General features: G+C 69.7%; 11 protein-coding genes and 1 pseudogene. 6 read left to right on the top strand and 6 right to left on the bottom strand.

Annotated elements, in window-relative coordinates:
* Positions 1-38 precede the first annotated feature (38 nt).
* Genes ACQP2X_RS40560 through ACQP2X_RS40550 form a run of 3 tightly spaced genes read right to left on the bottom strand, consistent with a single transcriptional unit; the run spans position 39 to position 4332 of the window.
* Positions 39-1964 carry an ABC transporter ATP-binding protein gene (locus ACQP2X_RS40560; protein ID WP_498690994.1) on the bottom strand — a complete coding sequence of 642 codons (1926 nt, stop codon included), beginning with the start codon at positions 1962-1964 and terminating at the stop codon, positions 39-41.
* Between the two features lie 29 nt (positions 1965-1993).
* Complete coding sequence (locus ACQP2X_RS40555) at positions 1994-3730, bottom strand: ABC transporter ATP-binding protein (RefSeq protein ID WP_498690992.1); 1737 nt, start codon at positions 3728-3730, stop codon at positions 1994-1996.
* Positions 3731-3732: 2 nt separating this feature from the next.
* Positions 3733-4332 carry a TetR/AcrR family transcriptional regulator gene (locus ACQP2X_RS40550; protein ID WP_498690990.1) on the bottom strand — a complete coding sequence of 200 codons (600 nt, stop codon included), beginning with the start codon at positions 4330-4332 and terminating at the stop codon, positions 3733-3735.
* On the opposite strand from ACQP2X_RS40550, the pseudogene ACQP2X_RS40545 reads away from it, so the two are divergent.
* From ACQP2X_RS40545 to ACQP2X_RS40530, 4 genes and pseudogenes are all read left to right on the top strand, one after another.
* Positions 4240-4512: pseudogene (locus ACQP2X_RS40545) on the top strand (hypothetical protein); the annotation flags it as partial. The gene ACQP2X_RS40550 and the pseudogene ACQP2X_RS40545 overlap by 93 nt on opposite strands.
* Before the next feature lie 27 nt (positions 4513-4539).
* Complete coding sequence (locus tag ACQP2X_RS40540; RefSeq protein ID WP_498701364.1) at positions 4540-4749, top strand: hypothetical protein; 210 nt, start codon at positions 4540-4542, stop codon at positions 4747-4749.
* A 381-nt stretch (positions 4750-5130) separates the two neighbouring features.
* The gene (locus ACQP2X_RS40535; protein WP_498690988.1) at positions 5131-7317 is read left to right on the top strand and encodes a putative bifunctional diguanylate cyclase/phosphodiesterase; all 2187 of its coding nucleotides are present in this window, start codon (positions 5131-5133) and stop codon (positions 7315-7317) included.
* 61 nt (positions 7318-7378) lie between these two features.
* Positions 7379-9025, top strand: coding sequence for a sulfatase-like hydrolase/transferase (locus ACQP2X_RS40530; RefSeq protein ID WP_498690987.1), 1647 nt, complete (start codon positions 7379-7381; stop codon positions 9023-9025).
* On the opposite strand, the gene ACQP2X_RS40525 is transcribed toward ACQP2X_RS40530, so the two are convergent.
* On the bottom strand, positions 9022-9381 hold the full coding sequence (locus tag ACQP2X_RS40525) for a hypothetical protein (RefSeq protein WP_498690985.1): 360 nt from the start codon (positions 9379-9381) through the stop codon (positions 9022-9024). The two genes, ACQP2X_RS40530 and ACQP2X_RS40525, sit on opposite strands and share 4 nt — an antisense overlap.
* Before the next feature lie 88 nt (positions 9382-9469).
* Entirely contained in the window at positions 9470-10486 is a 1017-nt protein-coding gene (locus tag ACQP2X_RS40520) for a hypothetical protein (RefSeq protein ID WP_498690983.1), read from the bottom strand.
* 90 nt (positions 10487-10576) lie between these two features.
* Between ACQP2X_RS40520 and ACQP2X_RS40515 the strand changes: the two genes are divergently transcribed.
* On the top strand, positions 10577-11140 hold the full coding sequence (locus tag ACQP2X_RS40515) for a GNAT family N-acetyltransferase (RefSeq protein ID WP_498690981.1): 564 nt from the start codon (positions 10577-10579) through the stop codon (positions 11138-11140).
* A complete protein-coding gene (locus tag ACQP2X_RS40510; RefSeq protein ID WP_498690980.1) occupies positions 11122-11760 on the top strand; it encodes an adenosylcobinamide amidohydrolase in 639 nt (212 codons plus the stop codon). Before ACQP2X_RS40515 ends, ACQP2X_RS40510 begins: the two co-directional genes overlap by 19 nt.
* Here the strand turns inward: ACQP2X_RS40510 and ACQP2X_RS40505 are convergent.
* Positions 11712-12725, bottom strand: a complete 1014-nt coding sequence (locus tag ACQP2X_RS40505) for a DUF3800 domain-containing protein (RefSeq protein ID WP_498690979.1) — start codon at positions 12723-12725, stop codon at positions 11712-11714. The genes ACQP2X_RS40510 and ACQP2X_RS40505 overlap by 49 nt on opposite strands.
* Between the last annotated feature and the right edge of the window lie 28 nt (positions 12726-12753).

Below are 12753 nucleotides of genomic sequence, written 5' to 3'. Positions count from 1 at the left end.
GTAAGAAATGGGGGCGGCCGCCTGGCCGCCCCCATTTTCTATTCGACCTCGACGGCCGCCTGGGCGAACTGGGCCGAGTACAAGCGGGCGTACGCCCCGGCGGCCGCGATCAGCTCGTCGTGGGTGCCCTGTTCGACGATCGAGCCGTGTTCCATCACCAGGATCACGTCGGCGTCGCGGATCGTGGACAGGCGGTGGGCGATCACGAAGCTCGTCCGGCCCTCGCGCAGCGTCGCCATCGCCCGCTGGATCAGCACCTCGGTGCGGGTGTCGACCGAGCTCGTCGCCTCGTCCAGGATCAGGATGCTCGGCTCGGCCAGGAAGGCGCGGGCGATCGTGATCAGCTGCTTCTGGCCGGCGCTGACGTTCGAGCCCTCCTCGTCGATCACCGTGTCGTAGCCGTCGGGCAGCATGCGGACGAACGGGTCGACGTGGGCCGCCTCGGCCGCCTGCCGGACCGCGTCCATGTCGAACGCGTCGGCGCCGTACGCGATGTTCTCGGCGATCGTCCCCCCGAACAGCCACGTGTCCTGAAGGACCATGCCCATGTGCTCCCGCAGTTGCTCGCGCGGCATGGTCGCGATGTCCACGCCGTCGAGCGTGATCCGCCCCGACGTCACGTCGTAGAAGCGCATCAGCAGGTTCACCAGCGTCGTCTTGCCGGCCCCGGTCGGTCCGACGATGGCGACGGTCTGCCCTGGGCGTACGGCAAGGGAAAGGTCTTCGATCAGGGGTTTGTCCGGCAGATAGCGGAACGAGACCTTCTCGAAGGCGATCTCCCCACGGATCCGGCCCAGGTCGACCGGCGCCGGGTCGGCGCTCTGCTCGGGCGCGTCGAGCAGGGCGAACACCCGCTCGGCGGAGGCCACGCCGGACTGCACCAGGTTGGCCATGCTGGCGATCTGGGTGAGCGGCTGGCTGAACTGCCGCGAGTACTGGATGAAGGCCTGCACCTCGCCCAGCGTCAGCGCGCCGGAGGCCACGCGCAGGCCGCCCACGACCGCCACCAGCACGTAGTTCAGGTTGCTGATGAACATCATGGCCGGCTGGATCAGACCCGACATGAACTGCGCCTTGAACGACGAGGCGTACAACTTGTCGTTGTGCTCCTCGAAGGTCTTGCGGGCCTCGTCCTCGCGGCCGAAGACCTTCACCAGCGAGTGACCGGTGAACATCTCCTCGATGTGGCCGTTGAGCCGCCCGGTGGTGGCCCACTGTGCGACGAAGTTCGGCTGCGAGCGCTTGCCGATGGCCGTGGTGACCAGGATCGACACCGGCACCGTGATGAGGGCGATCAGGGCCAGGACCCAGGAGATCCAGAACATCGCGACCAGTACGCCCACCACCATGAGCAGCGCGGTCACCAACTGGGCGAACGTCTGCTGGAGGGTCTGCGCGATGTTGTCGGTGTCGTTGGTGGCCCGGCTCAGCACCTCACCGCGCGGCTGCTGGTCGAAGTACGACAGGGGCAGCCGGGCCAGCTTGGCCTCGACCTGGTTGCGCAGCCGGTAGACGGCGGTCTGCACGACGTGCGCGGTGATCCGGCCCTGGAAGACGCCGAACAGCCACGCGCACACGTAGACGACGGCGACCCAGGTCAGCAGGTGGAACAGCTTGTCGAAGTCGATGCCCACCCCGGGCGTGAAGTCGATCGCGGAGAGCAGGTCGGCCTGGGTGTTCTCACCCCGGGCCCGCATGGCCGCGATCGCCTCCTCCTTGGTCACGTTGCCGGAGATCGACTGGCCGATGAAGCCGGAGAAGATGATGTCGGTGCCCTTGCCCAGCAGGTAGGGGCCGAGGACGGAGAGCACCACGCTGCACGCGCCGAACAACAGCACGAGGCCGACGAGCGCCCGTTGCGGCTTGAGCAGGCCGAGCAACCGTTTGGTCGAGCCCTTGAAGTCCTGGAGTTTCTCGGGCGGCCCACCGGCCGCCATCATCCGGGCCGCCGGGGGACCTCCCATGGGAGGTCCCTGCCGTCTGGTGGGAGCGGTCACGCTGCGGCCTCCTGCTCGGTCAACTGCGACAAGACGATTTCCCTGTACGTCGCGTTGCTGTCCATGAGTTCGGTATGGGTGCCCGTGCCGACCACGCGCCCCTCGTCGAGCACCACGATGCGGTCGGCGTCCCGGATGGTGCTCACCCGCTGGGCCACGATCACCACCGTGGCGTCGGCGATGTGATCGGTGAGCGCGGCCCGCAACGCCGCGTCGGTGGCGTAGTCGAGCGCCGAGAACGAGTCGTCGAACAGGTAGATCTCCGGCCGGTGGACCAGCACCCGGGCGATCGCGAGGCGCTGCCGCTGCCCGCCGGAGACGTTCGTGCCGCCCTGCGCGATCGGCGCGTCGAGGCCGCCCTCCATGCGCTCGACGAAGTCGCGGGCCTGCGCGATCTCCAGGGCCTCCCACAACTGCTCGTCGGTGGCGTCCGGATTTCCGTACCGCAGATTGGATCCGATCGTCCCCGAGAACAGATAGGGCTTCTGCGGCACGAGCCCGACGGTCCTGGCGAGCAGCCCCGGGTCGAGATCACGCACGTCGACCCCGTCGACCAGCACCCGGCCGCCGGTGGCGTCGAACAGCCGGGGGACCAGGTTGAGCAGCGTCGTCTTGCCGCTGCCGGTGCTGCCGATGACGGCCGTCACCTCACGCGGCCGCGCGGTCAGCGCGACACCGTTGAGCACGGCCGCCTCGGCGCCCGGATAGTGGAAGTCGACGTTCTCCAACTCCAGATAGCCGTGCCGGCTGAGCTCGGTGACCGGGTCCGAGGGCAGCTTGACGCTGGACTCGGTGCCCAGCACCTCCTCGATCCGCTCGGCGCACACCTCGGCCCGCGGGATCATGACGAACATGAACGTCGCCATCATGATCGACATGAGGATCTGCATGAGGTAGCTGAGGAACGCGGTCAGCGCGCCGACCTGCATGGCCCCCGAGTCGATCCGGTGCCCGCCGAACCACAGCACGGCCACGCTCGACATGTTCACGATCAGCATGACGGTCGGGAACATCAGGGCCATCAGCTTGCCGGCCTTGAGCGACACGTCGGTGAGCTCGTCGTTGGAGACCTCGTAGCGGTCGCGCTCCCGCTCGTCGCGGACGAACGCGCGGATCACCCGGATGCCGGTGATCTGCTCACGCATCACGGTGTTGACCCGGTCGATCTTCACCTGCATCGACCGGAACAGCGGCCGCATCCGCACGATGATCACCGCGACCACGCCGACCAGGATCGGCACGATGACCAGCAGCATGGCCGACAGCGGCACGTCCTGCTTGAGGGCGAGCACGATGCCGCCCACACACATGATCGGCGCCGAGACCATCAGGGTGAAGGTCAGCAGGACCAACATCTGGATCTGCTGTACGTCGTTGGTGGTGCGCGTGATCAGCGAAGGCGCCCCGAACTGGCCGACCTCGCGGGCCGAGAACTCCTGCACGCGCCCGAAGATGGAGGCTCGCACGTCGCGGCCGACGGCCATGGCCGTACGAGCGCCGAAATAGACGGCGACGATCTGCGCGGCGATCTGCGCGAGCGTGACGACGAGCATCCACCCGCCGATGCGCATCACATAGCCGGTGTCGCCCTTGACCACCCCGTTGTCGATGATGTCGGCGTTGAGGGTGGGAAGATACAGAGTCGCCAGCGTCTGTACGAACTGGAAGAGCACCACCAGCCCGATGGCGCCCTTGTACGGTCGTAAGTGACCGCGGAGCAGTTGGATCAGCACTACTACTGAGCCCCCCGTGTGAGTAATCCGTCGAGCAGGAGCGAAACCGTCTCGGCCCCGCTGAAGTTGGCCGGGTCGCCGAACGGCCCGAACGTGTTGGCTCCGCAGAACATGAGGAGCAGGGTGGCCACGGTCCCGGCGGGCCGCCGCAGCCGGTCGGCGTCGTCACCGATGACCGCGACGATCGCCTCGTGCAGCGCTTCCCGCCCCGCGGTCATCCGCTTGACCGTGTCCGGATCCTGCGCCGCGATCACCAGCTTGCGCGCCGCCGTCATGAGCTGCGCGTTCTTGGCGAACCGCACATGCACCAGATCGGCCGCGACAGCCAGCCGCTCCCTCAACGGCGCAGACGGGTCGATGGCACCCAGGGCCTCCAAGGTCGGCTCCGGATCGAGCGCCTTGACCACCGAACACACCACCAGGGACGTCTTCGTCTCGAACACCCCGAAGATCGTCCCCTCGGCCACCCCCGCCGCCTGGGCGATCTGCCGGGTGCTGACATCGACCCCATGCTCATGCAGCAGCGGAATGGTCGCCGCGATCAGCGCCGCCCGCCGCTCCTCAGGCGCCATGGCGGGCACCCGTCGTCGTCTGGCCTCCACGTCAGCCACCTTAATGAGCGAGCACTCACTCATCCACTGACATTTGTCATGGGTCCGCCCGCCCATGGCGCCCCGAAGTCAGGCCGAACAAACGTCGGTGCGCTGATAGAAAGAGCGCGGCTTGCCGCGGGTCTCAGACAACGCGCGCTGGCCGACGCCGCCGGCCTCTCCCAGCCCACGCTGTCACGGATCATCTCGCGTGATCGCGTGGCGAAACTGCCGGAGATCGTGGCGATCAGCTGGGCCACGGGCCACACGGTGGCCCAGCTGACCGGCGCCGGCGCGGTGGCCGATCGGGTCCAGGGCGCCGCGCGGGCCACAAACGGTTCCGGCATGGAAGGCATGCGCGAGGCGTTGCTCCACTTCCTGGAGCTCGACGACTACCTGGACGAGCAGGCCATTCCGGCCACGAGCTGACGGCGGTGACAATCGTGGATCCGGAGGTGGATGGCCGCATGGCGGCCGTGCGGTTCCGCCGGGAGCATTTCCTGGGGCAGCAGCCGCTCGGTGATCTGGTCGCCCTGATCGAGCAGTCGGCCCGGGCCCCGGCTGAACTTTCTGTCGATCAACAAAGAACGGCTTCTCATCGCCATGCTGGGCCGGCTCAGTGCTCCGGCGGCGGTCGAGACCGAGGTTCTTCGCAAAGCAGCCGCGGACCAGCGCTTTCGCCCGGCGGCGGCCGCGGAAGCGGGATCCGACGCCATCGTGCTGATCGACGACGGCGCTTCTGAGCACCAGCCGATGGGTGTAAGGGCGGTTTCTCTCAGGTTGCTGACAGGGGTGACGATCGGTGCGGCCGTGCGACGGATCGAGATGGATGACCACACGGCTGAGTACTGGGTGCGGCAGCTTCGCATCGGTGCCGGCATCGCGGTGGTGGTCACCGCTATCGGTGGGCTTCGGATCGCTTTGGCCTGGGCGCCCGGGAGCCGATGGTGGCTGATTCCCGTGGCCGCCGTCGTCGCGCTCCAGGTTGCTGCCTTCTGGGCACCCTGGCACCGGATCGTTCGGGACGACCTCAAGCGGCGGCGTCTTCTCGCCTGGTGGTTCGGGCAGCTGCCCGTTCTGCTGCTCTTCGGGATGGCAGATCCGGACGGGTGGCTGCTTTACGTGCCCGCCGCCGTCCTGCTGCTCATCACCGGCATGGCGCTCTGGTCGCCCAAGGTGGTGATCGGGCTCGGCGTGCTGTCCGTCGCCGGCTACGCCATCCTGCTGCCCAGCAAGGGGCACGCCGACGCCGGCACCACCTCGCTGCTCATCGCCATGATGGGCTGCGTCGTCGGGCTCACCGCCGTAGGCGCGCAGAGCCGCCGGCGGTTCGACGCCCGGCGGCGTACCGCCGAGCGGCGGGCCGAGACCCTTCTGAACGCCTCGGCCGACGCCGTTCTCGCCATCGGGCGGGACGGGCTCGTGAAATATGTGAGCCCCTCCGTGCAACAACTGCTCGGGCACGCGGCGAAGGATCTGATGGGCCGGCGCCTCGACGATGTCATGTCGGCCGAGCGGCGGACCCGGGCCCGGGTGTTCTTCGCCCAGGTGGCCGAGCTGCCGACCGGGCAGAGCGTGCGCACCGAGGCGCGTTTCGGGGACGTGGACGTCGACATCATCGCCACCAACTGGATGAACAGCCCGGATCTGCAGGCCGTCGTGATCAGCCTGCGGGACATCAGCAAGCGGCGGGAGCTGGAGCGGCAGCTCAGCCGGCAGGCCTACACCGACTCGCTGACCGGCATGCCGAACCGGGCCCGGTTCCGGGAACGGCTCCGGGAGGCCGTCGAGGAGGGGCAGCCGGTCACCGTACTGCTGCTCGATCTCGATGATTTCAAGCTGGTCAACGACAACCTGGGGCACAGCGCGGGCGACGAGCTGCTGGGCACGATCGCCGACCGGTTGCGGCGGCACGTGCGGCCGGACGACCTGCTGGCCCGGCTCGGCGGTGACGAGTTCGCCATCCTGCTGCGGGACGTGCCCGCCGCCGACGCGGCCGCCCTGGCCGAACGGCTTCTCGGTGCCGTTCGTGAACCCGTACGTCTGGGTAGCCGCGACATGACCTGCTCCCTCAGCATCGGCATCGCCGCCGAGGGCGCCGACGCCGAGCAGCTGCTCGGCAACGCCGACCTGGCGATGTACGCGGCCAAGCGGGCCGGCCGCAACGGCTTCGCGGTGTTCGACCCCACGATGACCATGTCCGTGCTGGAGGAGGCCCAGCTGCGGGCCGACATCGAGCACGCGCTCGAGCACGAGGAGTTCGTCGTGCTCTACCAGCCGGTCGTCGACATGCAGACGCAGCGGCTCACCTCGGTCGAGGCGCTCGTGCGGTGGCAGCACCCCCGCGATGGCCTGCTGGGCCCGTACCACTTCATCGCCGACGCCGAGGCGAACGGCCTGATCGTGCCGCTGGGGCGCTGGGTGCTGCGGCAGGCCTGCGCGCAGCTGGCGACCTGGCGCCGGGAGTCGCCGGAGGCGGCCGGGCTGCACGTCAACGTCAACCTGAGCGCCCGGCAGTTCCAGTACGAGGGTCTGGTCGACGACGTCGCGAGTGCGCTGGAGGACGCGGGCCTGGACGCGGCCAGCCTCACCCTGGAGATCACCGAGTCGATGCTGATGGCCGACATCGAGAGCGCCAAGCAGACCCTGCACGCGCTGCGCGGCCTGGGCGTACGGCTGGCCATCGACGACTTCGGGACGGGCTACTCGTCGCTGAGCTACCTGAAGCAGCTGCCGGTGGACGTCATCAAGATCGACAAGACCTTCGTGGACGAGGTGGACGTCGACGCGGACGACGTGGCGCTGGTGGACGCGGTGGCCGGGCTCGGGCAGGCGCTCAAGATGAAGACGGTGGCCGAGGGCATCGAGACCGACGCCCAGTGGGACACCCTGCGCAAGCTCGGCATCGACCACGGCCAGGGCTATCTGTTCGGCCGCCCGGCCGCCGCCGGCGAGATCGTGTCCCTGCTCACCCGTGCGGCTGATGTAGCCGCTTGAACCGTTGTGGCCCGGCCGCCGTGTACCGGAAAGCAGGTACGTTACGGCGGTAAGGACTCTCATGAAGCACGCGCGCCGGGTCGGCGGCACAGCGCTCACCACGTTGGCCGCTCTCCTCGTCTTTCTGGCCCTGGTTCTCCCGGACCAGATCACCCGGCTGCCACCGGGCAACTTCTGGGGCACCGCGCTGCTGCGGGTGCCGATCGAGGCGCTGCTCGTGATCGCCGTGCTGCTGGCCCTGCCCGAGCGGGCCCGGCGGATCACCGCGACGGTGCTCGGCGTGGTTCTGGGCCTCCTGACCATTCTGAAGATCATCGACATCGGCTTCTTCGCCGTGCTGGCCCGCCAGTTCGACCCGGTGCTCGACTGGGTCCTGTTCTCCGACGGCTACCACTTCCTCGAGGACTCGATCGGTGCCGCCGGCGCGTTCGGGGTCGCCGCGGTCGCGGTAGTCACCGCAGTCGCCACGCTTGCGCTGATGACCTTTTCCGTACGCCGGGTGAGCCGCGCCCTGCCGAAACGACCACTGGTCGTGAAGGCCGGCGTCACGGTGGCCGCGGTGGCCTGGGTGGCGCTGGCCGCGATGAGCTTCCAACTGGTCGGCGGCATCCCGGTCGCCTCGACGAGCGCCACCGACCTGGCCCGCGACACCGTGCTGGCCGTGCCCAAGGACATCGCCGACCGCAAGGCCTTCGAGAAGGAGGTCCGTGTCGACGCGTTCCGCGACATGCCGCAGGACCAGCTGCTGGGCGCGCTGCGCGGCAAGGACGTGATCATCGGCTTCGTGGAGAGCTACGGCCGTGACGCCGTCGAGAACCCCGAGTTCAACCAGCCGGTGCTCGACCAGCTCGCCGCCGACCAGAAGGGCCTGGCCGCGAAGGGCTTCCACGCGCGGAGCGGCTATCTGACCTCGTCCACCTTCGGCGGCGGCAGCTGGCTGGCCCACTCGACCTTCCTGTCCGGCCTGTGGATCGACAACCAGAACCGCTACCGCAGCCTGGTCGCCACCGACCGGCTCACCCTGACCAGCGCGTTCAAGCGCTCCGGGCACCGCACGGTCGGCTTCGAGCCGGGCGTCACCTACGCCTGGCCGGAGGGCGACTTCTACGGTTACGACCAGGTCTACGACTCGCACACGCTCGGCTACCACGGACCCGCCCTGAGCTGGTCGACGATGCCGGATCAGTTCGTCATGAAGCAGGTGCAGGCGTACGAGCACGGCAAGGCCAAGCGACCCCCGCTGCTGATGGAAGTCACGCTCACCTCCAGTCACACGCCGTGGACGCCGGTGCCGCAGACGCTGCCCTGGGACCAGCTCGGCGACGGCTCGGTCTACCAGTCGATGATCAAGGAATCGGAGAGCCCGCAGAGCCTGTTCAAAGACCCGGAGCGGGTCCGGCAGGCGTACGCCGGGTCGATCGCCTATTCGGTCGACAGCCTCACGTCGTACGTCGAGAAGTACGGCGACGAGAACACGGTGCTGGTCATGCTGGGCGACCACCAGCCGAACTCGGTCGTGGTGGGCTCGAACGCGACCAAGGACGTGCCGATCTCGATCGTGGCCAAGGACCCGAAGGTGCTCCAGCGGATCACCAGCTGGGGCTGGACCGACGGCCTGAAGCCGTCACCGGGCGCGCCGGTGTGGCCGATGAACGAGTTCCGCGACCGCTTCCTCACCGCTTACAGCCCGCAGGGCGAGCCGCACTAACTGCTCCAGCCGGCGTCGCGACAGGCTTTGAGCATCGCGTCGCCGGCCGATTTCCACGCGGCGTTCGTCTCGTTGGCGGCGTCGCCGACCTTCATGGCCGCGTCGGAGATCGCGTCGTTGCCGGTCTTCATGGTGGAGGCGCTGACTTTGTCGGCCAGGGCGAGGCGGGTGCTCTCGCTCTTGGCCTTGGCATATCCGGCGTTGAAGTCGCTGCAGGCCTGGGCGGCCGGGGAGTCGAGCGTGCCCGGCCCGTCGTCGCCGCCGCGGCCGCGGCTCACCACCAACGCGATGATCACCAGCGCCGCGATCGCGGCCACGGTGATCACGCGCTTGTTCACTTTCACCTTCAGTGCCACGGGTTCAGCCTAGTCGGACACGAGGGATGAAAAGCGCCTCATTCATGACGGGGGCGAGCGCCCGGGACCGGCGCTCGCCCCCGGGCTCTCAGTCGATCGTGCGGGGCAGGGACTGTGCCGCCTTCAGCGCGGCGGCGGCGCCGGAGTACGGGTTGTAGGTGTACGTCCGCGACGGCGTGCCCGGGATGGTGAAGTAGGCGGCGGCCAGCTTGGCCGGGTCGGTCGCGATCTCGCCGCGGGCCGGCACGTCGTTGCCGTCATCCCACCCCCAGGGCGCGTTGGCCGAGTTGGTGCCGCAGCCGTAGGTGCCCTGGCCGCACCCGCCGGTGGTGTCGCCGGCGAAGGTGCCGAGCGAGGCGAACAGGCTCGCGTTGGCCCGCTGCGCCCACAGGCCGCCGGACGCGAAGATGTCGATGAGCCGGTAGCGCACGTCGCGGTCGTTGGTGCTGCTGGGCGACTCGGACACGGTGGCCGACGGGTAGTAGACGATGCCGTCGCCGTCGATGGTGTACTGCGGATAAGCCTTCAGGCCGTGCCCGCCGCGCTCCTGCGCGGTCACCGGGTGCTGGAACGAGTCGTGCGGCGACGACTGGAGCTGGAGGGTCCCGTCGATCGTCTCGCCACCGTTCTTCCAGGTGCTGCCGCTCGGGGCGTACGAGAAGAAATCGCTGTGCGCGACCGTCACCGCGGCCTTGAGCGAGCCGTAGTCCGACCCGTCCTTCTCGACGATCTCGAGCAGGCCCTCGCCGTCGTTCTCGTGCTCGGTCTCGAAGAACGGGTGGTCGATCCAGTCGCGCGGGTGGAAGAAGAAGTACGTCAGGTAGTAGTGCGTCGAGGTCTCGAGCACCGAGTAGTAGACAGCGGCGTCAGTGTTCTGCCCGGCGTTGTCCCAGTTGTCCCGGCCGTTCAGATTCCCGTCGAAGTCGTATCGCGTGATGTAGTCGGATTTTCCACCCAGCGCGTGGCCGCCCGTCGCGTCCACGTCCTGATAGTGGATGGGCGCCCACCGCAGCGCCACCTCCGCCCGGGACGGCGCCGCGTGAGCCGGGGTCGCCATCCCGGCCGCGGCGAGCAGGCCCGCGAGTCCGAACGCAATCTTGCGCATGCCTTTTCCTCTCATAGACACGCGTCTATGTAAAGGGGTGCGGGTGGCCGTAGGGCGACGGCGACGTTGCCGGGCGACTACTCTTCTGGAGTGTTCAAGGTCGATCTGGGTGGCGGGGCCGAGCTGCGCCCGCTGGAGCCGTGGCAGGCTGACGAGTTCTTCGGGCACATGGAGCGCGCCCGCGCGACCGTCGACCCCTGGATTCCCTGGGCCAGCGTCAGCGCCGACCTTCCCTCGGCCCGCAAAACCCTGCAGAGGTACGCCGACAAGCGCGCCGCCGACACGGGAGGCATCTGGGGCATCTGGCTCGACGGCGTGCTCGTCGGCGGCACGATGTTCGTCTCCTTCGACGCCGGGTCGGGCGTGGCCGAGGCCGGCTGCTGGCTCGAGCCGGCCGGCACCGGGCGCGGCCTGATCACCAGGGCCACCGCGGTGATCATCGACTGGGCGTTCACCGAGCGCGGCCTGCACCGGGTCGAGTGGCACTGCCGCCCCGACAACGTGGCCAGCTCCAACGTGGCCCGCCGGCTCGGCATGACGCTGGAGGGCACGCTGCGCGCCAACTATCCGTGGAAGGGCGTCCGCCACGACACGGAGGTGTGGGCGGTCCTGGCCCCGGAGTGGAAACCGGCCGCGTGGACGACCCCGAGCTGACCCGCCGCGACGAGGACGGCCGGTCCCTGCCGCTGCTGGTCTGGCGCCTGCCCCGGCCGGTGCCGGCGATCTCGTCGGCGGTGCTGGGCGGCGGCCTCGGCTCGTGCGGCTGGGTGGTGAACGCGACGGTGCCCATGTCGTACGACCGCCCCGACCCGGCTTCTCATCTGTCCGGCCTGGCCGGCGGTCTCGGTCTGCGCGGCCCCGGCGTGGGCCTGCTGACCGGCGTCGACGTGTCCGAAGTGGTACGCGTGACCGACGGGGGAGTGCGGCTGTGGGCCACGGTCGGCCTCGGCACCCCGATCCAGGCCGCCGCGCCGGCCGACGGCTTCGCCGAGCGCGTCGGCACCGTCAACTTCGTGGTGTGGATGCCGGAGCGGCTCAGCGAGGGCGCCCTGGTCAACGCGGTCGCCACGGTCACCGAGGCCAAGACGCAGGCCATCCGCGAACTGGGCCTCGACGCCACCGGCACGGCCACCGACGCGGTCACCGTCCTCTGCCCACCGGACGGCCCGGTCGCGGCCTACGGCGGCCCGCGGTCGCGGTGGGGCGCGCCGCTGGCCCGTGCGGCCTATGAAGCGGTTCTCCGCGGGGCCACTTCCGGGCCCGGCCTTTCCTGAGCCCGCCCCACCCTGGCCGGCCCTTCCGCGGCCGGCCCTTCTGCGGCCGGGCCTTTCCTGGCCGGGCCTTCCCCGGCTGGGCCTGCCCGCGCCGTGCGTGATCGTCGGGCGGCGCCGGCCAGGAGGTCGGCCACCTGAACCCTCGGGTCGTCGCGGGAGTCGGCCATCGTCAAGCCGGCCAACGGTGAGGGGCCTTCGCCCTCGGCCAGAGCCCGCTGGAGGCGGACGAGGCGGCCGACGGTGAGCGCGCTCTGCTCGTCGTGGGTGACCAGCACCTGACGGTGGCCGCCGCTGAAGAACAGCACGGTCTCGGCCAGCGCCGGCAGCAGCGGCTCGAGCGGCGGCGGCAGCGAGCGGTCGTCCTCGTCGAGCCGGGCGGCCAGCGTCCACACCCGATCGTCGGTGAGCTCGGCCAGGACGGGGTGGGCGGGCAGCGCGTCCCGGGCCCTGAGGAACGGCTCCACCGGCCGTCGCCGCCGCTTCTCCCGGGCGAGATCGACGAAGGCGGCGAGGAAGCCGATCCAGGCGTCACCCGCCTCGCGGCCGGCCTCGTGCAGGGCCAGCGCGGCCGGGCGGTGCCGCTGGGCCAGACGGGTGCCCGCCGCGTACGAGGGCTCGCCCATCAGCAGATCGACGACCCGGGTGACCAGGAAGAACTCCTTGTCGACGGCGTGCACGTGGGCGCGGCCCTCCAGGGCGGTCAGAAACCACTCCAGCGCGCTCGGCCGGCGGAGGAACTTGCCGGACTTGAGCTCGTACGGCGCGAACCGGAACCGCCCCCGCAGTTCGGCGATCAGCTCGACCGCCTCGGCCGCGCTCAGATCGACACCGGCGTGCGTGACGACCGGGTCGGCCGGGTCGAGCAGGTTCGTGCCCGAGAACCCGGACTCGTCACAGGCGATCTCCACGACGGCGCCGGACAGCGCCGCCGCCGGGAGCAGCCCGCCCTGCAACACCCGCGCCATGCCGACCATGCTGTCCCGCCCACCCGCA

The organism is Actinoplanes sp. CA-131856 (genome assembly GCF_050956135.1).
Lineage (GTDB): Bacteria > Actinomycetota > Actinomycetes > Mycobacteriales > Micromonosporaceae > Actinoplanes.
Note: the sequence above shows the minus strand (reverse complement) of the source record. Positions and strands in the feature narration are given on the sequence as shown.

What these genes read in the sequence shown, in the direction of transcription:
- ACQP2X_RS40530 (WP_498690987.1), top strand. Translation starts at nt 7,379, where the DNA reads ATGAAGCACGCGCGCCGGGTCGGCGGCACAGCGCTCACCACGTTGGCC.
- ACQP2X_RS40505 (WP_498690979.1), bottom strand. Translation starts at nt 12,725, where the DNA reads ATGGCGCGGGTGTTGCAGGGCGGGCTGCTCCCGGCGGCGGCGCTGTCC.
- ACQP2X_RS40520 (WP_498690983.1), bottom strand. Translation starts at nt 10,486, where the DNA reads ATGCGCAAGATTGCGTTCGGACTCGCGGGCCTGCTCGCCGCGGCCGGG.
- ACQP2X_RS40560 (WP_498690994.1), bottom strand. Translation starts at nt 1,964, where the DNA reads ATGGGAGGTCCCCCGGCGGCCCGGATGATGGCGGCCGGTGGGCCGCCC.